The sequence below is a fragment of the Halosolutus halophilus genome, assembly GCF_022869805.1.
Classification (GTDB): Archaea; Halobacteriota; Halobacteria; order Halobacteriales; family Natrialbaceae; genus Halosolutus; species Halosolutus halophilus.
This window is the reverse complement of the sequence record NZ_CP094974.1, coordinates 2,999,499-3,022,620: the sequence shown is the minus strand read 5'-3', so window position 1 is coordinate 3,022,620 and position 23,122 is coordinate 2,999,499. Positions and strand designations below refer to the sequence as shown.

Annotated in this window: 24 protein-coding genes and 1 pseudogene; 10 read left to right on the top strand and 15 right to left on the bottom strand. The window is 59.1% G+C overall.

The features are described from left to right. The 4 genes from MUG98_RS14770 (at position 1) to MUG98_RS14755 (ending at position 3,025) form a co-directional block, all read left to right on the top strand. Positions 1-480 carry a hypothetical protein gene (locus tag MUG98_RS14770; protein WP_265108209.1) on the top strand — a complete coding sequence of 160 codons (480 nt, stop codon included), beginning with the start codon at positions 1-3 and terminating at the stop codon, positions 478-480. Beyond that, a complete protein-coding gene (locus tag MUG98_RS14765) occupies positions 480-968 on the top strand; it encodes a hypothetical protein (protein ID WP_265108208.1) in 489 nt (162 codons plus the stop codon). Before MUG98_RS14770 ends, MUG98_RS14765 begins: the two co-directional genes overlap by 1 nt. Before the next feature lie 417 nt (positions 969-1,385). Further along, positions 1,386-2,210: a PQQ-binding-like beta-propeller repeat protein gene (locus MUG98_RS14760; protein WP_265108207.1), complete on the top strand. Its 825-nt coding sequence runs from the start codon at positions 1,386-1,388 to the stop codon at positions 2,208-2,210. Next, entirely contained in the window at positions 2,210-3,025 is an 816-nt protein-coding gene (locus MUG98_RS14755) for a hypothetical protein (protein WP_265108206.1), read from the top strand. The genes MUG98_RS14760 and MUG98_RS14755 overlap by 1 nt, the downstream gene beginning before the upstream one ends. Before the next feature lie 88 nt (positions 3,026-3,113). Here the strand turns inward: MUG98_RS14755 and MUG98_RS14750 are convergent, their stop codons facing one another. The 3 genes from MUG98_RS14750 to MUG98_RS14740 all read right to left on the bottom strand — a co-directional run bounded on the left by MUG98_RS14750 (position 3,114) and on the right by MUG98_RS14740 (position 5,375). Next, complete coding sequence (locus MUG98_RS14750) at positions 3,114-3,608, bottom strand: hypothetical protein (RefSeq protein WP_345779771.1); 495 nt, start codon at positions 3,606-3,608, stop codon at positions 3,114-3,116. A 660-nt stretch (positions 3,609-4,268) separates the two neighbouring features. After that, on the bottom strand, positions 4,269-4,475 hold the full coding sequence (locus MUG98_RS14745; protein ID WP_265108204.1) for a hypothetical protein: 207 nt from the start codon (positions 4,473-4,475) through the stop codon (positions 4,269-4,271). A gap of 513 nt (positions 4,476-4,988) precedes the next feature. Beyond that, on the bottom strand, positions 4,989-5,375 hold the full coding sequence (locus tag MUG98_RS14740; protein ID WP_265108203.1) for a hypothetical protein: 387 nt from the start codon (positions 5,373-5,375) through the stop codon (positions 4,989-4,991). Positions 5,376-6,011: 636 nt separating this feature from the next. Between MUG98_RS14740 and MUG98_RS14735 the strand changes: the two genes are divergently transcribed. From MUG98_RS14735 to MUG98_RS14725, 3 genes are all read left to right on the top strand, one after another. Next, the gene (locus MUG98_RS14735; protein WP_265108202.1) at positions 6,012-7,691 is read left to right on the top strand and encodes a SulP family inorganic anion transporter; all 1,680 of its coding nucleotides are present in this window, start codon (positions 6,012-6,014) and stop codon (positions 7,689-7,691) included. Between the two features lie 559 nt (positions 7,692-8,250). Further along, on the top strand, positions 8,251-9,690 hold the full coding sequence (locus MUG98_RS14730) for a cryptochrome/photolyase family protein (protein ID WP_345779800.1): 1,440 nt from the start codon (positions 8,251-8,253) through the stop codon (positions 9,688-9,690). Positions 9,691-10,379: 689 nt separating this feature from the next. Then, complete coding sequence (locus MUG98_RS14725) at positions 10,380-10,682, top strand: DUF8011 family protein (protein ID WP_265108200.1); 303 nt, start codon at positions 10,380-10,382, stop codon at positions 10,680-10,682. A gap of 461 nt (positions 10,683-11,143) precedes the next feature. On the opposite strand, the gene MUG98_RS14720 is transcribed toward MUG98_RS14725, so the two are convergent. The 4 genes and pseudogenes from MUG98_RS14720 to MUG98_RS14705 all read right to left on the bottom strand — a co-directional run bounded on the left by MUG98_RS14720 (position 11,144) and on the right by MUG98_RS14705 (position 14,488). Next, a complete protein-coding gene (locus MUG98_RS14720) occupies positions 11,144-11,860 on the bottom strand; it encodes a DUF2270 domain-containing protein (RefSeq protein ID WP_265108199.1) in 717 nt (238 codons plus the stop codon). A 285-nt stretch (positions 11,861-12,145) separates the two neighbouring features. Next, positions 12,146-12,963 (bottom strand): annotated as a pseudogene (locus MUG98_RS14715) (TrmB family transcriptional regulator). Between the two features lie 263 nt (positions 12,964-13,226). After that, on the bottom strand, positions 13,227-13,748 hold the full coding sequence (locus MUG98_RS14710; protein WP_265108198.1) for an Lrp/AsnC family transcriptional regulator: 522 nt from the start codon (positions 13,746-13,748) through the stop codon (positions 13,227-13,229). A gap of 206 nt (positions 13,749-13,954) precedes the next feature. Further along, a complete protein-coding gene (locus MUG98_RS14705) occupies positions 13,955-14,488 on the bottom strand; it encodes a hypothetical protein (RefSeq protein ID WP_265108197.1) in 534 nt (177 codons plus the stop codon). Positions 14,489-14,727: 239 nt separating this feature from the next. Between MUG98_RS14705 and sp36 the strand changes: the two genes are divergently transcribed. Both sp36 and MUG98_RS14695 read left to right on the top strand, forming a co-directional pair. After that, a complete protein-coding gene (gene sp36 / locus MUG98_RS14700) occupies positions 14,728-14,934 on the top strand; it encodes a Sp36 family protein (RefSeq protein ID WP_265108196.1) in 207 nt (68 codons plus the stop codon). Then, a complete protein-coding gene (locus MUG98_RS14695) occupies positions 14,931-15,947 on the top strand; it encodes a DUF7972 family membrane protein (RefSeq protein ID WP_265108195.1) in 1,017 nt (338 codons plus the stop codon). Before sp36 ends, MUG98_RS14695 begins: the two co-directional genes overlap by 4 nt. A 592-nt stretch (positions 15,948-16,539) precedes the next feature. Here the strand turns inward: MUG98_RS14695 and MUG98_RS14690 are convergent. The 4 genes from MUG98_RS14690 to MUG98_RS25655 form a co-directional block, all read right to left on the bottom strand. Continuing rightward, on the bottom strand, positions 16,540-17,013 hold the full coding sequence (locus tag MUG98_RS14690; protein ID WP_265108194.1) for an SRPBCC domain-containing protein: 474 nt from the start codon (positions 17,011-17,013) through the stop codon (positions 16,540-16,542). Further along, the gene (locus tag MUG98_RS14685; RefSeq protein WP_265108193.1) at positions 17,010-17,450 is read right to left on the bottom strand and encodes an SRPBCC family protein; all 441 of its coding nucleotides are present in this window, start codon (positions 17,448-17,450) and stop codon (positions 17,010-17,012) included. The genes MUG98_RS14690 and MUG98_RS14685 overlap by 4 nt, the downstream gene beginning before the upstream one ends. Next, positions 17,447-17,785, bottom strand: a complete 339-nt coding sequence (locus tag MUG98_RS14680; RefSeq protein ID WP_265108192.1) for an ArsR/SmtB family transcription factor — start codon at positions 17,783-17,785, stop codon at positions 17,447-17,449. The genes MUG98_RS14685 and MUG98_RS14680 overlap by 4 nt, the downstream gene beginning before the upstream one ends. A gap of 885 nt (positions 17,786-18,670) precedes the next feature. Further along, positions 18,671-18,823 carry a DUF7837 family putative zinc-binding protein gene (locus tag MUG98_RS25655; RefSeq protein ID WP_486606256.1) on the bottom strand — a complete coding sequence of 51 codons (153 nt, stop codon included), beginning with the start codon at positions 18,821-18,823 and terminating at the stop codon, positions 18,671-18,673. Between the two features lie 604 nt (positions 18,824-19,427). Between MUG98_RS25655 and MUG98_RS14675 the strand changes: the two genes are divergently transcribed. Then, on the top strand, positions 19,428-20,078 hold the full coding sequence (locus MUG98_RS14675) for a hypothetical protein (protein WP_265108191.1): 651 nt from the start codon (positions 19,428-19,430) through the stop codon (positions 20,076-20,078). Positions 20,079-20,490: 412 nt separating this feature from the next. On the opposite strand, the gene MUG98_RS14670 is transcribed toward MUG98_RS14675, so the two are convergent. The 4 genes from MUG98_RS14670 to MUG98_RS14655 all read right to left on the bottom strand — a co-directional run bounded on the left by MUG98_RS14670 (position 20,491) and on the right by MUG98_RS14655 (position 23,107). Beyond that, positions 20,491-20,715 carry a hypothetical protein gene (locus MUG98_RS14670; RefSeq protein WP_265108190.1) on the bottom strand — a complete coding sequence of 75 codons (225 nt, stop codon included), beginning with the start codon at positions 20,713-20,715 and terminating at the stop codon, positions 20,491-20,493. 206 nt (positions 20,716-20,921) lie between these two features. Then, positions 20,922-21,530, bottom strand: coding sequence for an HD domain-containing protein (locus MUG98_RS14665; RefSeq protein WP_265108189.1), 609 nt, complete (start codon positions 21,528-21,530; stop codon positions 20,922-20,924). A 150-nt stretch (positions 21,531-21,680) separates the two neighbouring features. After that, on the bottom strand, positions 21,681-22,385 hold the full coding sequence (locus MUG98_RS14660; protein WP_265108188.1) for an energy-coupling factor transporter transmembrane component T family protein: 705 nt from the start codon (positions 22,383-22,385) through the stop codon (positions 21,681-21,683). 2 nt (positions 22,386-22,387) lie between these two features. Beyond that, complete coding sequence (locus MUG98_RS14655) at positions 22,388-23,107, bottom strand: energy-coupling factor ABC transporter ATP-binding protein (protein ID WP_265108187.1); 720 nt, start codon at positions 23,105-23,107, stop codon at positions 22,388-22,390. Between the last annotated feature and the right edge of the window lie 15 nt (positions 23,108-23,122).

Below are 23,122 nucleotides of genomic sequence, written 5' to 3'. Positions count from 1 at the left end.
ATGCAGGTCAACACGCGCCCGAAACCGGACTGGGAGGAAGCCTATCAGCAGTACCGGGGCCCCGAACCGTCGATCGACGAAGCAGAGGCAGTCGCCGGTCCCGAGGGCGTCCTGACCGACGGCGGCGAGGATAGCCACGCCGAGCCCACCGAGACCCAGCTGCCCATGGCCGACGGCGCGGGCGACGATCTCGAGCCGCTGCACGTCGGCGATCACGTCCAAGACGTCACCGAGGACGACGACGAGAAGACGATGGTCGTCGTCGAAACGACGCCACACACCGCCGACGAGTACCGCCTCGAGGGCACGGACAAGACCGTCGCAGACGTCAACCCCGAGTTCGATCCGACCGACGACGTCTACGAAGTCGTCTACTCCGATCGGACGACCAGGTCGATCGAGACGCTGAAGCGCTACGCGTTCCCCCGGAGCCGACTCGAACGTGTCGCAGCTATCCACGACGTCGGAGGTGAGGAGTGATGGCGATCGAGGCCAGTAGCGCCGACGTCGCAGGGGCGCTCGAGGGCGAGAAGGTGACACCACTCCCGCGATCGTTCCTCGTCGAGGCATCGGGCCCCGCGACGATCATCCGCGACCACGGCGACGTCATCGAACGAACCGCAGGCGAGGACCCGAAGCAGGAAGCGATCAACAGGCTACTCGGACGGCAGGAAGACGACCAGGTCCGATACGACGAGCAGGCTGCGGAGTGGGACGTCCTGATCGATGGCCACGTCCAGGCCTACTTCGGCCTCGCCGAGACGATCGTCGATGGTATCGATCTCGAGAGCTTCGACGCACCGGACCAGCGCTTCCACGACCGCGTCCGGAACTACATCGGCAAGGACGTCGACGAGCTCGTCGCGGACTTCGCCCACGACCTGAATCCGTCCTCACTGTGGGGACCTGGCGTTCGAATCGCCGAACTCGCAGTCAAACACGACAACCGGGAAGACCGACAGCAATAATTTCGCTTGTGAGAAACCAGCGAATAGATGCCCTCCTCACGACGTCGGTTTCTTGGACTAGCCGTCCTGGGAATCACCGGTTCAGCTGGCCTTGCGTCCCTCGATACGCAGGAACACACAGACAGCCAATCACCCTATGACTGGCCGATGGACCGGTACGACCCTTCCGGAACCGGGTACAACCCTAAAGTATCGGGTCCAAAAGACAACGTGTCAGTCGGGTGGATACACCAGACACCAGATTGGTTCCAAGGGAGCACGCAACCGATCCGCTGGGGGGAAACGCTGTATGTCGGTGGCAATGGACTGCTCGCACTTGATACCGAGACTGGCCAGCGACGATTCAGCTTCTAGGGGCCGTATCACTCGAGTCCAGCGATCGCGCCAGCATCAATCTATCAGACCAAGACATTCGGTATGACCGGACCATCTGGCATTTACGGGCTCGACGCGAATGGTGGACGAGAACTTCCTCTAGCAGAGGTGAGAGTAGGTAGCGAGCGATGGACAGGGCCACAATCACCTGCATCCGGTTTGTTCGGGCCGGCCGAGTCAACAACCCCGGTCACTGCAAACGGGACGATATACACGGCGGTACCTGGGACGAACTCGGTCGTAGCACTGAATCCGAATAATGGAGAGGTGCTGTGGCGGCGAACTCATCACAAAGACGAAGCCGCCAGTGGCACGTACAACAGACCCGCGGTGGACGGCGGCATCGTGTTCGTTACCGCGTGGCCGCAACAGGCCACTGCGTATCGTGCTGATACTGGTGAGCAACACTGGCACCGTGAACTCCAGGAAATGACGGTTCTGCCGCCAGTGGCGACAGACGAGGGCGTCGTCATTCCGACGCGCGAGTCAGTCCAGTTGCGTGCCCGGTCCGATGGCTCACTCCTATGGGAACGCAACCTCGACGGGAATGCGACCGACAGCACGCCAGCAGTAGCTAACGGCACGATCTTCGTTGCCGATGAGCGAGAGTCACTGCATGCGCTCTCGCTGGCAACCGGCGAGACACGGTGGACAACACCCTTCGACGGAAAAACGACGCCGGTCGTCGCTGATGATCGTGTCTACGCTGTGGACTCACTCTGGGCACTGGAGGCGTTCGACGTCGCCACGGGTGAGAAGCAGTTCGAGTATCAGCCTTCGGAAGTACCCCTCTCGCCACCGATCGTCGGGGATGGCATCCTGTATCTGGCGAATCGTGACCGAATTCTCGCACTGGAGGAGGCATAATGTCCGGACAAGATGGGGACGGAAGCGAATCGGTGTCTTCGGTCGGACACCCATTCCAGACGACTCGACTATCCACCTTGGGTGTGCTCAAGTCTGCACTTGGACGCATTCGTCGCGATCCCGTGCTCGCTGTCCCATTCGCCGTCGTTGGTGTGCTAGTTGCACTCGGCGACTGGCTTCGCCAACACGATCCGATTCCGATGACATCATCGGACGCACTCAGTCAATCGGTTAGTATCCAATATTCAGTGCTTCCCCAGGGTACTGCACGAACGGTCCGACACGTTGGTGCGTTGGTCGACCTCAAAAGACAGTATCTCCTCTGGGCTGTCGGGCTCGAAGTCTTCGTTCTACTCGCGGTTGGGATCGCCGGTTGGGTGACGATCGCACAGGCACTCGATACATACTCTCGTCTCCGTGCGTTGAGCAGGTATCTTATCGTACTGGCTGCAATCGTCTCGATCCCGCAGCTGCTGGGCGGTTCCTCCGTCGATATCAATAACTTCCTGCTCGGACTGGTGCTGTTGGCGATGGCCCTGTTCGTCTTGACCCGTCTGTTCCTGTTTCCCGCGTTGCTGGTCACCGGGAGTGGCTTTGTGACGGCACTCAGGCAGAGCTATCGTCGATCACGCGGTCAGGGCATGACCATCGCCGGCCTCATCATTGTCATTGGTCTCGCCTACTGGGGCCTCGCGACTGTGCCGGTAGCCGGCGGGTTTCTGAGTACTGCAGTTGTGGCGCCAATCCACGCCGTCGCGATTGTGACCGTTCTTTCGGCCGACTCTCATGGCACAGTGTCGACCCCGGTCGACTGAATCGAAGCGAGAGATACATGCTCGGACGAGAGTCGGCAACTGCGTTCGTGGGTGCTCTCCCTGTTGTGGACCGCTACCAGCGCATCACTCAGGTACACGTTGAACTACCGCTGGTTCCACCGTCCTCGAAGGTCAAACTGTGCTCCTGGCCTCCTCTGGGACACGTCTGGATTCTAGTTGAGACGTGCGTCTCATTATCGTCGAACTTCTCGACGAGATATACCGTCACGTTCCCTCGCGTCCACCCATCAATCGGGGTCGTCACCTTCTCGCCGGGAACTACGGTGATTCGTTGCGTGGGGATACCATCGTCAGCTAGCGTCACGTTTCGATCTCTGTCCGACCAGACTAACTGTGAGAGTGTCTTGAGCCTGTGTTCGTCATCTCTGGTTGTGACCTCGAAATTCACGTACATCGCTTGCTCTCTGCTCTCGACAGTGTAAGCTGACACCTGATACGCTGTCGTGTCGTTATTTTCGACGGTTAGTGTGGGTTGGGAGGGCCCAGAGACGGTACCATACAGGACATAGCCACTTACGAGCGCCAATCCGAGGAGGAGCGCGATCGTTCGACGGGGGACCATCCGTGCGGTTATGTTCCTACAGGAAACACAATATCATTCCGATTGTCTAATCCGAGCGCTACTGTTCGCGATCGAACTGTTGTGTTTCATATACAAAACAAATCTAATCTGGAGTAAACACTGCTCGGAATGTACTGATTACATTCCACTGCTCTCCGACTGCAGTCCAAGCGCGCTGACTATGCGCCTCGGGCCGTGTTTAGACGCGAAAATTCGAGGGTAACGAGGTCCACAGACCGAAAGTAGATATATAGGTGTTGGAAATGGAATCGCCATCGTGGAACTGGACTCTACAATTTCGGTTCTGCAGCCGTTTTATCGAGATTGGAGCAACACCATCACCTCGGTCGAGGGGCAAAACTCTCGACGAGGTCTCGTCTGGAAGATCAGAATTGAGCCACAGCACCGCTCTCACTAGCGTCTAAACAAGGCCTGCGCCTCGTATTCAGCAAAACCTGATCGAGCTACCGAGTCGCTGTCAAGGGTGGCGTGCTGGATACAGAGGCTGTATTCTGCTACAGAACTGTCTCCATTCACGAGACGCTGGGCGAACCGTTAGATCAAACATTTGAGTTGGTCGCTCACATCTGACGAGAGGTTTTGATGTGAAAGTGAATCTGCCGTGCCGTAGGACGGTCGGACCCCTCGACACGAGATCGGCTATCGGTACCACATAACCAGTACACTGACCACCAGCAGCACACCAACGGCGATGAGTATTCCGCCACTCCGTGCCGACTCGCTGAAGATCCCTACACCGATTGCCGTCGTTGCAACTCCTCCTAAGATAAACAAGAACCCCCATACGACGTCGGGGACGACTCGGAGCACTAGGGTGAAAACTTCTTCAAATAATTCATCTATCATGGTTTCAGGAATTTCTGTCCGGAAGTAATCATCCAGCGAACAAGAACGTACCGATGGCCTCGACGAAAGTGCCGATGTACGGCGGCAGGTGGAGCACAGACGGGCCGCTCGGCTCCCTTCGGTCGTCTCTGCGGACTGAGGTTCTTCGATTCCGAGTCCCTCCCAACCCGTTTCTGCGCCACTCGATACATCGAACTGACTCCTCGCAATATGAGTTCACTGACCGATATGCGTCCTGTATTCAGCACGACGCCTGAAACCTATCAAGCCAAAGAGCACCGGCGGGGCGTGGCGGACGGCCGTAGAACTCGCCGACCGGCACGGTCTAGATCCGGCCGAAGCCGTTCTCCAACTTGAGAATCCAGAGGAGACTGATAGCCACACCTCTCAGGTGAATAACGGCTACTTATAAAATCGTGAGTGGATTTGCTGATCAACCATTTCTGGTGTGCATCGTAATACCTTGTCAGAGTCAGGATGACTGAACGCAGGCGGATTGTCCTCCACGGCACTTCACAATTCAAGAAGTTCGCCTTGATCAGCAGTGAACAAGAACGTGTCTAGTTCGTTCTTAGTTGCTTCTTCGTTGACAATGTTCGAAATGGCTTCGTCCGGGTCGTAATCACATCTCTCGACAGAAACATCGACATTGATTTCGCCAGCGAAGGTTTCTGATTGGTTTCGTTCCCAATGCTGAATTGCACTTTCTAACGTTGACTTCACGTACTCATTTGGCCGATCTACTCCGGAGGATAACTGCGCCCAGAAGTAAGAGTAGACGAACAATTGATAGGCTGGATCCTCTGCAGGTCGGAATTGAGGCTCCAATTCTTCGTTGACTGCCTCTATAAAACTGATCAAGCGACCCGGCTTCCAACTCTCTTGCCGTTCAGCCAGCAAACCTGCATACCTACCGAACAGCGATCTCGTTGACGCATCCGAACGGCCAATACGACGACCTCGGCAGGTCCAGATTCGTCGTCGAGTTTCGTTCTCTCACCTGGGACCAGAGCGATTTCATTTTTGGAGACTCTGGAGTGATCAGACAGAGGATACGTCCAGCACGATCGTGCGATATATTAAAGAATTAGCGTTTGTCGCACCGTGGTTACTATCATTCGATCAATAAATTGTAGACAAGTATCGCACCCGTATTATGTGGAACGCTAAAGTCGAAAACATGTGAGTATGATCCAATGCTGCCGAGACCGCTCAGAGAAGCATGAGTGACGTCGTACCGTGTTCGTCTCCCAGCGATCTTCAACTCGGCGATTCAGTCATCGTCTCCGGACTAGACATCGACGACTGGCACCAGTCGATGCTGTGCATAGACTAGGGCCAGTTGGAAGAATGACGACGATCGATTCGTACTGATAAACAATGCATTCTTCAGAAAAACCAGCGAGCATCTCGGAACGGCGTCCTGAATTGGGTTACCCACCAACGGCGATAATCTCTCTGATCAGGAGGTGAGTTTCGGTGTCGACAAAACGCCTACGAGAACGAATCAGCCGACGATTTTCGTCGACTCTCCCGGTGCTCGAGTGGCTTCCACAGTATAACACGTCGTGGCTCCGTCTGGACGTCGTCGCGGGAATCACCGTCGCGGCGTCGGTCATTCCCGAAGGGTTGGCGTACGCATCGTTAGCGAACATGCCGCCGGAGACCGGCTTGTACGCCGGGTTGATGGCTGTTATCGCCTACCTGTTTCTCGGCACCTCCCGGCAAGTCATCGTGGGACCGACCTCGGCGCTGGCGATTCTGCTCGCCAGTGGTGTCGGGACAGTCGCTAGCGGAAACACCGCCTCGTATGGGTCACTCGTCATTGTGACGACGATCCTCGTCGGCGTCTTCGCAGTTATTGCGTGGGCGTTTCGGGTGGGCTTTCTCGTCCACTTCATCTCGGGATCGGTTCTCACGGGGTTTTCCGCCGGAGCGGCGCTGTACATTATGTCCACCCAGATCAGCAAACTGTTCGGCATCGAGAGCAGCACGTCGGGCGGCTTCTTCGGGGAAACGTTCTTTGGGCGGATCTGGTTCGCCGGGACTCATCTCGCTGAGACGAACCCTGAGACACTAGCCGTCGGTGTTGCTGGCATCGTGTTGCTCCTCCTTGGAGAACGGTACGCGCCGCGTGCCCCCACCGCGCTCGTCGTCGTCGTCCTCTCGATCGTGCTCATGTCGGTGACGAACCTGCAGGCCCGCGGTGTCGACGTCGTCGGGTCGATTCCGAGCGGTCTCCCCTCGCTGACGGTTCCGTCGATTCCCAGTATCGCGACGCTGGGCGCCCTCGTCCCCGTCGCCGCTTCGTTGTTCCTTCTCTCGTACGTCGAAGGCATCGGCGCAGTCGAGACGTTTGCCAGACGACACGACTACCGAACCGATGCGAATCAGGAACTGTTGGCCGACGGCGTCGCCAACCTCGCCGCTGGCTTTGGTGGCGGATTCGTCGTCGGGGGAAGTATGTCTCGGTCGGCGCTCAACGACGCTGTCGGCGGCAAAACGCAACTCACGAACGCCGTGGTCGCTCTCGTTCTCGTCGTCGTCCTGCTGCTTCTCACCGGCGTATTCGCGAATCTCCCAGAAACGATTCTCGCAGCGATCGTTATCGTCGCCGTCACGTCCCTTTTCGACGCGAGCACACTCCGCCAACTGTACCACGTGAGCAAGAGTGAGTTTGCCATCGCGATGTCGGCCTTGCTCGGAGTACTCACGGTCGGGATGCTCTGGGGCGTCTTCATCGGCGTCGTCCTCTCGTTGCTGGTCACGATTTCTCGGGTCAGTAGTCCCACGACACACGAACTCGGTCAGATCGCCGGGACGGACCATTTCGTCGCTCTCGATCTATACCCGGCGGCGACGACCATCACGGATGTGTTCGTCTACCGCGTCGAAGCCGAACTGTTCTACGCGAACGCTGATACAGTTCGGACCGATCTCCTCGAACGGCTCGCAAAACGCGACTCCGATGTCGAATTGGTCGTCTTCGACCTCACATCATCGTCAACGGTCGACTTCGGAGCCGCGCAAATGTTGGAGGAACTCCAACAGAAACTCGGATCACGTGGAATTGACCTCCGTTTTGCGGAAGCCGAGCCCGAGGTCGTACAGCTGTTCGAAACGATGGGGTTCGCGGCGAACATTGACGGTGTGAAACCCGAGGAATCGGTCGATGACGTTATCGACCGCTGGAGCGCGGAGCAATCGTCCGAATGAGGGGCCTGAGGCGAGCCTATCCGATGAATCTCGGTCAGGCACTACGGCTGAACGACCGATACGACGACCTCAACAGTTCCATATTCGTCGACTCGTTCGGCGTTTTGTCCTGATGGTGGTGCTGAACACATCCTCTGTATTCAGCACGCCCCTCTTGACAGCAGTTCGGTAGCTCGATCAGGTTTTGCTGAATAGGGGGCGCGAATGATGCACGACATTTGGCTCGATCTGCGAAGACGGTGATCGCTCATGACAGATTTCGGTAGTATATTGGGAATCAGATACAGTCATCCATCCACCACTATCCTCATTTCGTGAAATCCTTCTCAAGTATCGTCGCCGTATTATATGGACTGCTGGAGTGGGAGCGTGTGAGTCAGTCCCGATTGCTGCTATGGGCTACTTCAGAGAGGCACGAGCCATGAGCAACGAGCCACCCCACACGACTGCGGAACCAGAATCCGAACCGATGCGAGCAACCCGTCGAAACGCACTTCGCGGGGCGGGTCTCGCCGGAATGCTCGCGATGGGCGGCGCCAGCGCCCGCCAAGACTCCGGTGTGCGACTCCACTGGCACCGCCGCGACCTGCGTGTGACCGACAACCCGGCACTGGAGGGCGACGGCCGCCTACTCCCGGTGTTCGTCCACGATCCCGCGATACTCACTTACGGCGCGCCGCCCGTGGTGGCGTTCCTGCTCGATGCGCTCGATTCATTGCGCGAGCAGTACCGCGAGCGCGGCGGCGAACTCCTCCTCGCTCGCGGCGACCCAAGGGCGGTGCTTCCCGAGCTCGCCGCGGCCTGCGACGCCGATGCGGTTACCTGGAACCGCGACTACTCCGGCCTGGCGGGCGAACGCGACCGTGCGGTCGCGGCGGCGCTCGCCGACGCCGGCGTCAGCGTCGACATCGAGCGGTTCGGCGGCACTCTCCTCCACGAACCAGAGACCATCACGACGAACGACGGGAGCCACCACTCCGTCTTCTCGAATTTCTGGCAGGAGTGGCGCACCCAGGAGAAGGCGGCCCCCGTCGCCGCGCCGGTTCGCGGTGACGTTGTCGACCCCCGCGACAGCCTCGACGAGGAGTGGCTCGGCGAGGCCTCCGGTGTCGCCGGCCCGCTCCCGTCACTCGCCGACCTGGGCTTCGACGATCCCGAAGCCGACGTGCAGCCAGCGGGCACCGACGCCGCCCACGACCTACTCGCCGACTTCCGCGAGGACACGATCTACCGCTACGGGGACGACCGCGAATACCCCGCCCGAGAGTCGACCTCGCGCCTCTCGCCGCACCTGAAGTTCGGGACAGTCGGCGTCCGGACGGTCTGGGAAGCCACTGAGGACGCGGCGGCCGCCGCCAGCGACGGGGACGCCCGGGAGTCGGTCGAAGTGTTCCGGCGACGGCTCGCCTGGCGGGAGTTCTACGCGCACATCCTCGACGCGCGTCCCGACGTAGTTACCGAGAACTACCGCGAGTACCCGAACGAAATCCAGTGGCGCGACGATCCTGAGGGGCTCCGGGCGTGGAAGGACGGCGAGACGGGATATCCGCTCGTCGACGCCGGGATGCGGCAGTTGCGCGCCGACGCGTGGGTTCACAATCGCGTCCGGATGGTGACCGCCTCGTTCCTCACGAAGGACCTGCTGATAGACTGGCGCGAGGGGTACGACTGGTACCGTCGAAAGCTTGCGGACCACGACACCGCCCACGCCGCCGGCGGCTGGCAGTGGGCTGCCTCGACGGGAGCGAACGCCCAGCCGTATTTCCGCCTCCTCGACCCCACGACCCAGGCCGAGAAGTACGACCCGGACGGCGAGTACGTCAGGGAACACGTCCCCGAACTCCGGGACGCACCGACCGACGCCATCCACGAGTGGCCCACGCTGGATGACGAGACACGCGCCGCCATTGCGCCCGACTACCCCGCTCCCATCGTCGAACTCGGCGAGTACCGCGATCGCGCAATCGCGGCGTTCGAGGCCGCGCGCGGCGACGGCTGACGGGACACGCGAGAAGCGGCGCCGTCAGGGGCACGAGGACACGGCGGGGCTGGTTTCCGTGGGCGGGGATACTGAAGCGACGAAACTCCAACGCCAGGCCGAACATAACGGAACGGCCTTGTTGAAACCCTCAATCGATGATAGATCGTAGCGACCGTGCTGAATACAGCGCGCGAATGTCGCACGAGATATGGCTCGATTTGCGAAGGTGGTGATCGCTCAGTGCAGAGGAACTACGAATCGCTCTGTGGAGACGGGCGTTTCATTAGTGATGTTTCCTGACCCACTCGAAAAGTTGTTTAGCGAAGTAGAGTGCGAACAGGAGGACCAATGACGTAACGACCGCCATATTCGGGCCAAGCCCCGTTGTGAAATTACCCATGGATAACACTATTCGAGCGTAGTTGTAGGTTTTTGTAGCCGTTAGACTTGCATATCTACTGATCAGCTGATTCATTGACTTCGGGATGAAACAAACGATGCCGTCGTGCTGAACTCATCCTCTATATTCAGCAGGCATATTCTGACAGAATCTGAGTAGAACGTTCAGTCTCTGCTGAATACAGGGCGCGAATCTCGCATGGTGTCATGTCCAGTCTCCGGCGGACGAGTCGCGAAGCCCGGGAGACAGACGTTCTACCAGGAGTGCGTCGAGACATCATTTTGTATCTTGAGCAGGAACGTCGCTTATGCTCTCCTATATCACCGAAGTGCTGTTCAACGAGCCACAAGGTCGCCCCCTCGCACTCTTTCAATTCGGCGTGTCGCTCACCTTCTTGTGCATGTTCGTGTATGCCTGGAGCGTCGGCGACGCTGGCGCAACCCGGTGGTTACTATTTATCGTCGTCGGAACTGCGCTGTCCGGTATCGCCGAGTCCCTCCCCGAGAGCCGGCGACAGGCGGCGGGCGTACTCCGCTTCGCGGGGATTCTCGTATTACTAATTCTGGTCGCTGCACCCTTCGTTGATCTTGAGTTTATTATTGGGGGGTAACCGTCGGCGTCGTCGTTCTCCGTACCACTCTTCTCCGGCGGGACAATCGATTATTCCAGGGTCAATTCGCAGTGTTACTCGCCGCCCGTTTTCTTCTAAGTGCTTGACCCGAACAATCCTCGTGCTGCATTTAGCCTCTGAATGTTGCAAGCCGCCTCTGACAACAGTTCGGTAACTCGTTGAGTCTCTGCAAGATACAGGGCGCGAATGTCGCACGAGATCCAGTTCGATTTGCGAAGGTGGTGATCGCTCAGTACAGATCGTCTACTGAACAGCTGTTTCATTGATATCGGAATGAAACAAACGAACCTGTCGTGCTAAACTCATCCTCTGTATTCAGCATGCCGTTCGTGACAGAAGATCGGTAGATCGTTCAGTTTCTGCTGAATACAGGGCGCGAATGCAGCACAGATCGACGCCCATTCAGAGGGTTGCCCAATCGCTCAGTACAGAGAACGGATTTATTGGTTCTCTTTCCAGTCGTCCGGGTCCCCTTCACGGAATTCTCCCTTGGCATGGCGCTCGTGGGGCCAGAAGGTGACGCCCAGCAGTACGACGTAGAACACACCCACAATGGCAACCACAGCAATCCCGGGGATACGGGCGATTCCAGCGGTTGTCAGCCAGTCTTGGCGCGGCGCGAACGCTGTAATCCTGGAGACCCACGCGACCAATAGAACACTGAGCAGAGCAAGGTACACACGCCGGAGCCGGTTTGCGAGTGCTTCGTGGAACGAGACTTTCAGCGTCGGCCTGCGATAGTCCCTGCTCAGTTCTGCTCGCCAGTCGTGACTTTCAGTGCCTTGGGACGGATCGAGGGCGTTTGCGAACAGGTTCTCTTGGATGACTCGAGCACGAGAGCGAAAGACATCGTAGTCCCGGTACCGCCGTGCTTCGATGCCCAGAAAGATGGTGACGACAACGATCCCGATCAGCAAGATATAGTGTGGGTTATCGGTACTCGAAAACGCCCACGTCAAGATTGCTGCCATCAGCGTCACCGCCCACTTCGTCGTCTCGTCGAGGCGCTGCCGCCACGTCCCCACTCGGTCTATCTCTCCGCGATAGGCGTGGGCCATCACCGAACCGAGTCCCGTACTGTCGTCAACCATTTTGCGGCCGATCTCCCGGTGATCTGGTGCTGTTGGGTCGAACTCGTCGCTACCCGAATCGGTCATAAGGGAGAGACACCTCCTCGCTCCATAAGCAGTGATGGTAGCGGCGTAATCTGAGTGTTAGTACTGGAGAACATCGAACAGTACGCACATCCACTTACCGGATGGTTCAATCAAATCAGGTTGAAATAAATTGCCTGCGAGTATTTTTGTGACGCCCCCATTGAATGCAATCAAAGCGGCTCTGTTGGAATTCTCAATCGCTGACGGTTCGCTGAGGCCGTGCTGACTAGAGAGCCTGTAGTCATCACGCTGTTCGTGCAGTCTGGCCCGGGAACCGCTGACTGGCTACCTCGCCGGGGTCGCCACGGGGAGCAGACCCGAGGAGATTATCCGGCGAAGGAGGACGACGATACCGTTCTCCAGGCCGGTGGCGAAGATTGCCTGCTCGCCTGAATCGTCGTGGTCGGCGTGCGGGTAGAAGGAACTGACCAGCAACGTCGTGCGGTCGACCAACAGCAGGCGGCTGATGGCAATCTCGTCGTCGCTCCCCGGCCCAGGAGCCAGTCCAGTTCGGTTTCGAACACCTTCACGGATGGCATCTCGGTACCGAGCTTGGTGATGATTGCATCCGTTTCGCCACCGATGATCACGTCGACGCCGCGGTCGACCGCGTCGCGGAGCCGCTCGTACAACGCCTCCGTCAGAAGTTCCTCCTCGACGATCAGCAGCACGATCTCCGATTCGGCGTCCTCCAGCAGCGTGTGTGTCCGGGCCTCGATGCCGTCGTGGCCGGACAGCGTCCATACCTCCTGCATTCGGTCGCTGTCGTCGACCTCCGGCTGGAGATCGAGCGCTTCGAGGTGTGACTCAAGGGTGTCGATCCGTGTGCCGAACTGCTGCCGCAAGGTCGTGGATGCCTCCTCGATGCTGACCGCGCGAAACTGCTGAGGGGTACCGTGCTGCACTTCGACCAGCCCCCTCGACTCCAGCACTCGGACCGCGTCGTACACCCGGGTTCGCGGAACCTCCGAGATATCGCTGATTTCCTTCGCGGTCCCCGTCGAGAGTTGGGTCAATGCCAGGAAACTCCGTGCCTCGTACTCCTTCAGCCCGAGGTCCTGCAACAGACTCACCGTCTCGACTTTACGTTGCTCAGCTGTCATTAGGTGGTCCTGTCAAGTCCGACTGGTTGAGAGGGGTAACCGCCGAACGGGAACTGACTATGTATTGAAAGTATTGTTACCGCCTCAATTGATTCGGACATACCGGGGCGAGGACGTGCTAACGAATAAGCCCTTTTACCCATATAATTATCACATTTGGGAAATCCAACCTAAATCGGCTATCGGTGAATATATTAAAATCCAAATGTGGAGCAGGGGCCTATAGACGTGACTAGGTTTGAAATTTTCAAGCGATCTCCCGACTATCCTTGATCGGTGACCGACCCATCGTCGGTGTCGTCGTCTTGGCGCGCGTCGGGGCCCGTCCGTGGATAGAAGTGGTCCCATGACTGGACCTGCGTCTCAGAGATAATCTCGGAGCTGTTGATCGTCATGCCCAACTCCGCCAGTTCGTTGCGGATCTCTTCGATCTCCCTGACCGCGCCGGCGACGACCTCGACGTGGATATTCCGTTCGCCCCCAAGCAAATCCCGGGTGGTCACCACACCGCGAATGTCGAGGATCTGTTCGGCTAGCGATTCCAACTCATTCGGATTGACCGTGCAGACGAACATGGCGTGGAGGGGGTAGCCCGCTTCCTCGTAGTTGATCTCGGGATGATAGCCCCGGATCACGCCTCCGTCTTCGAGTTTGTCGAGGCGATTTCGGACCGTCGTGGAGGTCACATCCACCTTCTCGGCGATCTCCGTATCGGTCTGGCGAGCGTTGAGTTGGAGTTGGTGCAGGATGCTCCGGTCCACATCGTCGATTTGAGTGTCGTCCATACCGTGTCCTTGGACGGGGCGACTGAAAAGTCCGCATGGGCCCTTCACCAACATAGATTGACGCAGTCCGTCCGATAACTCCGCAAGCATATCTCTCATCGACAAACCGGCGACTACGAACACCAAGTCACCGAGGGCTAATTCCAAAAAACGCCGAGTGCGGCGTAGCTCGCCACTCCTCTTCGAATAGATGGATTGAATCCACGCTACTGGATGAGGGACTCAAGGTACTTGCGGAGGTCTTTTACCGCGTCTGTGACCCGTCGCCGTCGACGTGAGTTGACATCGACTTCTATGCCGTGACTCTCGATCCATTGTCGCATTTTGTTACGACCGGCTTTCCGTTTGATGCCGACCTGCCGGAGGTGTTTGAGCGGGTGTCGCAGCCAGTTGTACTCCTCGTGGGCGAAAACGTCGATATACTCTGGCGAGTGGGCGATGAGGATGACGTGGATCTGTCTGTCGGCCAGCAAGGCCCGTCGATACGCCCAGCTACCATTTGGGTCCGACCCAACTGACGGCTGGTGATACCACGCTAGCGGGTCCCACTCGAACCCGTGTCTCTGGAGTGTCTTTGTGAACTCGTCCAGCGGCTGCTGGACGGTGCCAACATATTCGGTATCACGAAGGCGGTACTCGGGCTGTCCGAGAGTTCGCCCAAGTCGGGTAATCAAGGGACCGAGCCGCGTTCTCACGCGGTAGGGAACATTGGGTTCGAGAGCCTCAATGATGGACTGCATTTGGTGGCCGTTGGGTTTCCAACACCTCGAATGTATTGCAGACCCGGCGAAACGCAAGTGAAGTGAGCGGCATCCCGCCACCGTATCCTGAGCGGAATCGCCCCATGCTGACTACGTTCTCTGTATTCAGCACGACCGCTTAAACCGATCACCAATCGAGGGTTTCGACAAGGCCGAAATATTCCATCCATTTCGGTGGTGGAGCGGGGTATAGAGGGCTACAGTACCTACTAGGAGTGATGTCCGAATCAGAAGCAAATCGCTGGGAGTACGAGACGCTTCGCCCACCGCGTGATGAGACCCAAAAAGAAGCAGAGGATCCGAATGCAGAGTTGAATCAACTCGGTGCAGAGGGCTGGGAGTTTGTGGAGACGATCGACTACGAGGGAGGCGGCACCAAGTACCTCGTTTTCAAGCGACCTGCCCAATCGAGTGAGCCAGTATGACTGACGAGACCGACATCAGTACGGCCAACACGATGCGTGAGCGCTCAGGCGAGAGTCGGATTAAACTCTGGTTGCTGCTGCGCGCGAACCGCCTTCTCGTCTCCAGCGTCCTGATCAGTGCCGTGTTCGTCGCATTCGTCATCGCCGTCGCTGTCCTCAATCCACCATTTTCACGGCAAATCGAGTCCGGCGACATGATCGACACGATGTTCTCGACGATGATCACGGTCATCGTGACTGGGACGACACTCGTCGTCACGATCGGTCAGCTCGTCCTCACCCAAGAGAACGGCCCGCTCGGCGATCAACGCGAGCGTATGTCCAGTTCAATGGATGTCCGGGACTTTACTGAAGAATTAATCGGGTCTCCGAGTCCTGCCGACCCATCCGAATTCCTCCGCCAGATCATCGGAATCACGGCACAACGGACGACGGCTCTTCGAGAGTCTATTGACAAGAATGATAACGAGAACCTCCGAGAAGAGGTCGAGGAATTCGCTGAAAGCGTCACCGGGAACGCTGACACGGTACGTGACCAACTTGAAGGTGCGCAGTTCGGCTCGTTCGATGTGTTATTCGCCGCACTGAATTTCAATTATAGCTGGAAAATCTTCCAAGTTGAACGTCTCGCGAACGAATACGAAGAGAGCCTCAATGAGGAAGAACACGGCTTGCTTGACGACCTCAAAACAGCGCTGTCTCTGTTTGGTCCGGCGCGCGAACACATCAAGACGCTGTACTTCCAGTGGGCACTCATCGACTTGTCTCAGATGATTCTCTATGCTGCAGTCCCGGCATTGGCCGTTGCGGGTATCATGGTCGGAATCGTCGATGTGGGGACGTTCCCAGGAAGCACACTCGGTCTCGATCACATCATCCTCGTCGTGGGCGGTGCGTTTGCGGTGACGCTCGTTCCATTCATGCTGTTCGTCTCGTACGTCCTTCGCATCCTCACCATAGCAAAACGGACACTTGCCATCGAGCCGCTGATCCTCCGCGAATCACAACGCTAAGATCCGACGCAGAACTCAAACCTCAGACACGGTTGGATGTGGACGCTTCGTGAGGTACTGAGGGTAGTCACTCTCAGAACGGGCGTCGATTGCTCGCGTCCCGCCACAGTTCCAATACCCTCCTCCGCGAGGAGATCGACACAGGTGCTATTGAATGCCTTTGGAAATTCCCCAACCCAATTGCAATTGCAGCCTCTAACATCGAAAATATAGCCCCGAAACGATTCATCGTCCTTAATCCACTGGAATGACCGATGGACACTCTGTATTCAGCACGCCCCTTATAGCAGCAGTCCGATAGTTCAATGAGGATCTGCTGAATACACGGCGCAAATGTCGCACGAGATATGCGAACATACTTTTAAAACATTAAACGTTATACTCCGGAGGGGGATTCTCTCGCTGGCTGTCACTCAGTTTCCCAGCGATGCCACGAGGCGACGCCGCCCCATGTCGTTCTCAGTCGTTGCTCTCTGCAATCCCGGTCGAGTCGATCCGGGGTGCGATTCCGTCGACGTCGCCGGCGAAACGCAGGACGCCGTCGATATCGTGGCGTCGGCACAGCGCGACCGTCGTCGCCTCGGTTCGACCGTCACGATGTCCCTTCCACCAGTTCCGCGAGGTTCGACAGCGAGTCGGTCCACCCCTCGTTGGCGTCGCTCGGGGAAGTGGCCTCGGGGAATCCCTCATGACGGACGGTGACCTCGGTCCCCTCGGGGACCACCTCGAAGGTAACCGTCACCGTCATCTCTCCGGTCATCTCAGGCTCGTCGGTCTCGAATTCGTCGGTATAGACGATGCGTTCACCAGGAACTAGCTCCAGGTAGGTGCCGCCGAAGGTCAAGCCGTACTTGGCGAGCGCCTCGGTCTCGCCCGTGAACGTCATGCGGTACGTTCCGCCCACCTCGGGCTCGAGGTGGTGGACCTCGGCGGAGAAGCCGGTCGGCGGGAGCCACTGGGCGAGCTGGTCCGGGTCGAGGAAGGCTTCGTAGACCCGCTTGGGCGGCGCCTCGATGATGCGGCTCACAGTGATGCTCCGTCCCTCGGTCGTCTCGGTGTCGGTCATGGCTCGGTGAGCACGGCTTTAAGATTGTCGAGGATGCCCGCCCAGCCCTCGGAGGCGCCGTCGGGCACCGGACCGGGGAAGTCCTGCGTGACCACGACTTCCGTGCCGTCGTCGACGTCCCGAAACTCGTAGCTGAGACGCAGTTCACCCACCTCGATCTCCTCGACTGTGACGAGACGCTCGTTTTCGACCACCTCGACGAAGGTCCCCTCGTTATCGATGCGATTCTCATCGGTAGTCCAGCTCACGGCGAAGTCGCCGCCAGGTTCGGGCTCAATGGCGTGGACCGCCGCCTCCATACCTTCTGGCACGAACCACTGCTCCAGCTCGTCGGGATTCGTGAACGCTTGGTAGACGCGGTCGCGCGGGGCGTCGAACGTCCGCCGGATGGTCAGTTGGTTGTCCTTGCTCTCCGCGTCGGTGTTGCTTTCGGTCATTCTTCTGTTTCCTCCAGGTGGATGGCCAGCGCGTCGAACCGGTCCTCCCAGAAGACGCGGTACCGGGTAAGCCATCCAAAAGCGGCGCTCAGGGGCGCGGCATTCAGGTGGCATCGGCGAACGCGACCGTCCTTCTCGATGTCGATCAGGCCGGCGTCTTCCAGTACGTGGAGGTGCTTCGAGACGGCGGCGAGGGAGACGTCGTGTGGTTCGGCCAGGTTGCTGACGCTCTCCGGTCCGTCGGCCACCTGTTCGAGGATGTCCCGACGGATCGGATGTGCCAGTGCCTGGAAGACCGTGTCGAGATCGAGGTCGTCCGGCGGTTGTTCAACCATCCGGTTGAATGGATGTGGGGCAAATACTTAACTCTTTAGTTAAATGCTGTTTCCCGGGCATCTATCGATCGCTCGCAGGTTGCCAACGTATCCACGATGATCCCAGTAGTGCCATCAACGGTATCACACGGTGGTAAGGTGCGAGAAATTGGGGACCTCGACCTGCTCTACAAGGACGTCTGGCATGGAAGGGATACTGAAAGAACCGATAAACTCGTCCACGGTACTTACCGACTTGCTTAGCCACATCAGGAGGCCAGCCAGTAACCGATACGCGCTCTGTATTCAGCACGACAATCTTGGCAATGGTTTGGTAGTTAGATCCGGTCGTGCTGAATACAGGGCACGAATGTGGGACTCGGTAGAGCGCGATCTGCATGAAGGGTCGAACGCTCAGTATAGAGGATTCAATTACCAGACCGACCAGTCTGGTACTTCATGATGGTTTCTTACGACATGGACAAGAAGATAGAGTGGTAAGAGGAAGACTATCAATAGAGAGACGCTACCACCGATATCTCGAAAAACTTGGTTTGTGTCAACTGTGACGGTTTCAAGGGCGATTACAGCCAATAAAAAAGTGATGAGCGCAAGGAACCAATCTGTTCTGTCCATGAGTAAATTCACTAACAATATCTATTACAAAGATTTCGATAAATACGCGGGTCTACTGAGCAGGGAGTTCATCGACTTCGGCGTGAAATAAATAGGGTCGCCGTGCTGAACTCATCCTCTGTATTCAGCATGTACTTTCTCCTGTTTCCCGGATAAATAGGTCATCGCTCTGTTACCTACTTCACCTGCACTGAGCAGCGGGGGTTCCGTACCTGATACCTATCGTGGATTTCAACAGAACTACCGATCAGGACAGTTGGATCTCCGGTGTTACTCTGGAGCGACGACTTCGTTACACGACGGGCATTCAGCGAAAATTCCGAGTGGTCCGTCATCGCGTTCGTACTCAATCAACTTCCATCCGCTCGAGATCGAACTGCCGCACTCTGGGCACTGCCCGACCGTCGACTGATCACCGTTCATAGACGTTGGAAGGGGGGTGGGGCGTGTGAGAAAGTAGCCCACCATCTGAAATCTGGGAACCCACACCATTTAAAATTTGGTAGATCGATCCTATGTATCTGGTTATTATACGTGCGTATTCTTAGCTAACTCCAGTTTATTATAAAGAGATTCGAGACCTCCTCTACTAGTCATTTGTATCATATCATCATAACTTTCGACATGAGGATTCGGAAATCCAAGGGGTTTTTAAGCAATTTCCAGTCCAACAAGCGACTGTTATGTCGGCGACTGACCGCCAACGAATCGACATCGACCTCCGGACCGATCTCGAGGGCGACGTACCACCGGAGGCCCCCAGAACAGCTACGTTAGAGTTGACCCACAGCGAGGGCGGCGATCGAACCTCTGTAAGCGACCGTTCGACACGATCACCGATCTCGCGAACCACGACTGTCGGCCAGTCCGCACAGACGGTGGTACTGACCAGGAAGACGAGTACTACGTAGTCGACGAGACACGATCGGCGGTCGTCGACGGACCGTTCAACGCGAAAGAATCGGCGGCCGCAGCAGCACGCGATCGCGGACCCGAGCACGTCGTCGCGACCGACGGCGCACTCGAGTTGCTCGCACTCACGTCGAACACGACGATCCGCTGGGAGAACGACGACGTCGACCTGGTGACTGATGGCGGACGCGTTCAGGACCGTGCCTCGATCGAGAATCACTCCTCGATCAAGAGTCGCCTCGAGGAGATCGACCAGTTGACCAGGTCGCTCCTCGAGGACGTCCAGGACGACGAGGACCTCGCCGAGCCCACCCGGAAGGCAGGTGAACGCTACCTCCGTGGAATCCGCGCACAGACCGAGAGCGCGATGACCGTCCTGGTCGGACCCGAGGCTGCCTTCGACGACTGGCCAGACGACGATCACGATGACTCGGCGCCGGTCGCGACCACGGACGGCGGGCAGCCGATCCACCGTGCGACGTGCGAGGACTGCGCCTGGTCGTTCGAGAACAAGGACCTCGTCGACGTCTCCGACGAGATGGAGCGCCACGCGCGCAAGGAAATGCACGACGTCGATCTCGAACGCGCAGTCGCGACCGACGGAGGGTACGACGCGACCGATCGGGCACGTGCACTGACCGACTCGATCGTTGAGGCCCAACGTCGCGGCGCCCCGGCCGAGATCGTCGACGAACTGGAATGGAAACGGCAGCGAGTCAGGAAGCGTGCTGAGACGCGACAGCACTCACGAGGTGAGACAGCGTGAGCCACAGAACTCCCTCCCAAGTTCCGCAGGATCAGCTCCGGTTCATCCGGCGGAACGCCCAACTGCTCCAAGAACTCCCCGCGCCTGACGAGCGCTGGCGGTCCGATGCGATCCCAGACGAACTCGCGAATCAGCTGATCGGACTCCAGAATAAGGGGACGTCCAGCGCGTCGATCGCGTCGAGTGGGTCGTCCCGACCGACGAAAGCTGGGCAACGCGAGAAGTCGTCGTCGAGGGCGGTTACGGCTCGACCTTCTCGGTCGCTGCTGTCGATGGGGACGAGCAGGTCGAACTCGAACTCCGGCGTTACCCTGGCGGGCAGAAGCGAGGAGATCTCGAACGCTTCGAGCCCGTCGACGAAAACGGGAGTGGCACCTCCACCGAGGATGATCCATCCACCACCGAATCCGAGTCAGAGGCACCCGAAACGAACGCCCTCGAGGAGGAGGCCACGGACGACGCGCCGGCGGGCACCGGCGACGACGTCCAGGACGCGATCGACGCCGAAGACGTCCCCGTTGACAGTGTCGACGAATCCGACCACGACGAGAGTGAGATCACGCTCCCCGATGGAGTAACCGCCGCCGACGTCGAGGCTGCTGTCGAAGAGAACGAAACGCTCGGCGATGTGGCCCACGAGATCGGTGTCACGCGCGGCCGCGCCCGGACGATTACGGTCACGATTGGCTGCTACGGTGACGTGAGGGACCTCCCCCGGAGTGGTCGATGATGATCCACAAGCGCCCACCTGGCTCGCGTTCGTTGTGATCCGCCTGCTGGTCCTCGGCACCGCGTTCGCGATCGCCAACGGAGTGATCCGTGGAGAGCGGTGAGGAAAACCGGTCAAAGCTGACAAGAGCGTCCGATCTCCCGTTCGTACTCCGATTTGATCCGTTCGAACAGGTCCTCACCTACCGCCGTCTGGAAGCGCGGGGCCGCAGTGGCAAAGAACTCGTCCAGATTGTCGAATTCGGAGAACTGGTCGTTCGCTTCAGTGTCATCGTACCGGTTCTGGCGCTCGTACTTGAGCGCTTGCAGACAGTTGTCGATCAGATCCATGTCCTTGACGAACTTCGAAGTCGGGGTGTTACGGGCCTCGTATTCCTCCCACAGCGCCAGTAGCTCGCCGTCGTCGAAGGGCTCGAGGAGGGCGGTGACTGCGCTCCGTTCGGCGGCTTCCTTCTCCGATGCGGTGATGTTCTGTTTCCCGTCTTCCGCACGGGTTGGGACGTCTCCCGTCCGTGCCTCGCCGAGATCGTGAACGAGCGACATCGTAACCGCCTTCTGGCGATCGACGTGAGCTCGTTCGGCGTAAAGCAGACAGAGCGACGTCGTTCCCCAGGAGTGTGCCGCAACTGACTCCGGCGACTCGATATTCCGCAGAACCCACCCCGTGCGGAGTTCGTCCTTCAACTCGAACCATTCGAGCAAGGAGTCTAGCTCGTCGGTCATCGCGTCTCACATCTGCCGGCTCACAGTTCAACGTAGCGACTTCCGCTTCGTAGCACCGAGAGAGCCGCGTTCGCACGGCGACGGCGATTGCGACGTCTCGATCGCACCCACGATCGATGCGATCGGGATCGGGCGAACGCCGTCGAACCGCTACAGGAACGCCGAGAGCGCGAGGACGACGCCGATCGCGATCGCGGGGTAATCGAGGCGGCCGAACGACAGCGCCGGGAGCGTCGGGTTCCACGCGAAACAGCGCGCCTGGAGCGCCAGGGAGAGTCGATCGGCGCGGTCGAACGCGCGTTCGAGGCCGAGGACGCCGATCGTGCTGGCGCGCTCGACGGCGCTCCGTTCGGTGCCGAGGCGGGCGGCCATGGCGTCCTGAATCGTCCGGAGGTCGGCCCGGAGCACCGGGAGGAATCGGAAGACGAGCGCGACGCCGATCCCGAGTAGCTGACCCGGTTTGCCGGGGATCGTGCGCTGGATCGCGGCGCGAGAGTGTCGAACCGGCGTCGATCGGACGTAGGCGGCGCTGACGAGCAGGACGAGCAGGACGCGATAGCTCGCGCGAGCGGACGCGAACCCGGCGTCGACGTCGACCCAGGGCGCGCCGAGGGACATCGCCGCGACGATGGGGGCGAGCGCGAGAATCACCAGCGCGAAGCGGTAGGCGACGAGCGTCCGCCACAGCGGGACCCGCGCGGCCGCGAGGAGGAGCGCGGCCACGACGGAGAGAACGAGAAGGGCGCGCGGACTCGTGTGGGCCAGCGCCGTCGCGGCGAATCCCATCTGAACCGCGAGCTTGGAGCGGGGATCGAGCCGGTGGGCGATCGTTTCGTCGGGGTCGTACGTAAGCATCGCTACTCGTGGTGTCGCCGGGAGCGTGGCACCCGCACCGGGAGGTCGGCGAGTTCGTCGAGCGCTCCGGGGGGCGTCCCGTCCACGACGACGCGGCCGTCCCGCATGGCGATCACGCGATCGGCCAGCGAGACCACGTCGCGGAGGTCGTGGGTCGCGAGGACGACCCCCGTCCCGTCGTTCGAGAGCGACGCGAGCCGATCGAGGACGGATCGGCGTGCGGGGTCGTCGAGCCCGGTGAACGGTTCGTCGAGGACGAGGTGGGACGGGTCCATCGCGAGCGCGCCCGCGATGGCCACGCGGGACTGCTCGCCGCCCGAGAGGGCGTCGATCCGATCGGTCTCGCGGCCACCCATATTGACCGCGTCGAGAGCGGTTTCGACCCGTCTATCGATCTCTGCACGCGGGAGGCCGAGGTTCTCGGGGCCGAAGGCGACGTCGGAGCCGACGGTCGCCGCCACGAACTGGTCCCGCGGGTGCTGGAAGACCATCCCGACGGTCGAGCGAGCGCCCACCAGGTCGTCCTGGACGGGCGTGCCGTCGACGCGGACCGTTCCCGAATCGGGTTCGAGGAGGCCGTTACAGTGTCGGCACAGGGTGGTCTTCCCGCTCCCGTTCGCGCCCGCGAGCACGACGAACTCGCCGTCGTCGATCGTCAGGGAGACGTCCTCGAGGACCGGCACGTCCTCGAACCCGAACGAGACGGCGTCAAACTCGATCATCCGTCTTCGGTGCGT

Bases quoted from the DNA above. Each gene is read 5' to 3' on its own strand.
- MUG98_RS14770 (WP_265108209.1), top strand. From the start codon at position 1: ATGCAGGTCAACACGCGCCCGAAACCGGACTGGGAGGAAGCCTATCAG.
- MUG98_RS14765 (WP_265108208.1), top strand. From the start codon at position 480: ATGGCGATCGAGGCCAGTAGCGCCGACGTCGCAGGGGCGCTCGAGGGC.
- MUG98_RS14760 (WP_265108207.1), top strand. From the start codon at position 1,386: ATGACCGGACCATCTGGCATTTACGGGCTCGACGCGAATGGTGGACGA.
- MUG98_RS14755 (WP_265108206.1), top strand. From the start codon at position 2,210: ATGTCCGGACAAGATGGGGACGGAAGCGAATCGGTGTCTTCGGTCGGA.
- MUG98_RS14750 (WP_345779771.1), bottom strand. From the start codon at position 3,608: ATGGTCCCCCGTCGAACGATCGCGCTCCTCCTCGGATTGGCGCTCGTA.
- MUG98_RS14745 (WP_265108204.1), bottom strand. From the start codon at position 4,475: ATGATAGATGAATTATTTGAAGAAGTTTTCACCCTAGTGCTCCGAGTC.
- MUG98_RS14725 (WP_265108200.1), top strand. From the start codon at position 10,380: ATGCTCTCCTATATCACCGAAGTGCTGTTCAACGAGCCACAAGGTCGC.
- MUG98_RS14720 (WP_265108199.1), bottom strand. From the start codon at position 11,860: ATGACCGATTCGGGTAGCGACGAGTTCGACCCAACAGCACCAGATCAC.
- MUG98_RS14710 (WP_265108198.1), bottom strand. From the start codon at position 13,748: ATGGACGACACTCAAATCGACGATGTGGACCGGAGCATCCTGCACCAA.
- MUG98_RS14705 (WP_265108197.1), bottom strand. From the start codon at position 14,488: ATGCAGTCCATCATTGAGGCTCTCGAACCCAATGTTCCCTACCGCGTG.
- sp36 (WP_265108196.1), top strand. From the start codon at position 14,728: ATGTCCGAATCAGAAGCAAATCGCTGGGAGTACGAGACGCTTCGCCCA.
- MUG98_RS14695 (WP_265108195.1), top strand. From the start codon at position 14,931: ATGACTGACGAGACCGACATCAGTACGGCCAACACGATGCGTGAGCGC.
- MUG98_RS14690 (WP_265108194.1), bottom strand. From the start codon at position 17,013: ATGACCGACACCGAGACGACCGAGGGACGGAGCATCACTGTGAGCCGC.
- MUG98_RS14685 (WP_265108193.1), bottom strand. From the start codon at position 17,450: ATGACCGAAAGCAACACCGACGCGGAGAGCAAGGACAACCAACTGACC.
- MUG98_RS14680 (WP_265108192.1), bottom strand. From the start codon at position 17,785: ATGGTTGAACAACCGCCGGACGACCTCGATCTCGACACGGTCTTCCAG.
- MUG98_RS25655 (WP_486606256.1), bottom strand. From the start codon at position 18,823: ATGAACGGTGATCAGTCGACGGTCGGGCAGTGCCCAGAGTGCGGCAGT.
- MUG98_RS14665 (WP_265108189.1), bottom strand. From the start codon at position 21,530: ATGACCGACGAGCTAGACTCCTTGCTCGAATGGTTCGAGTTGAAGGAC.
- MUG98_RS14660 (WP_265108188.1), bottom strand. From the start codon at position 22,385: ATGCTTACGTACGACCCCGACGAAACGATCGCCCACCGGCTCGATCCC.
- MUG98_RS14655 (WP_265108187.1), bottom strand. From the start codon at position 23,107: ATGATCGAGTTTGACGCCGTCTCGTTCGGGTTCGAGGACGTGCCGGTC.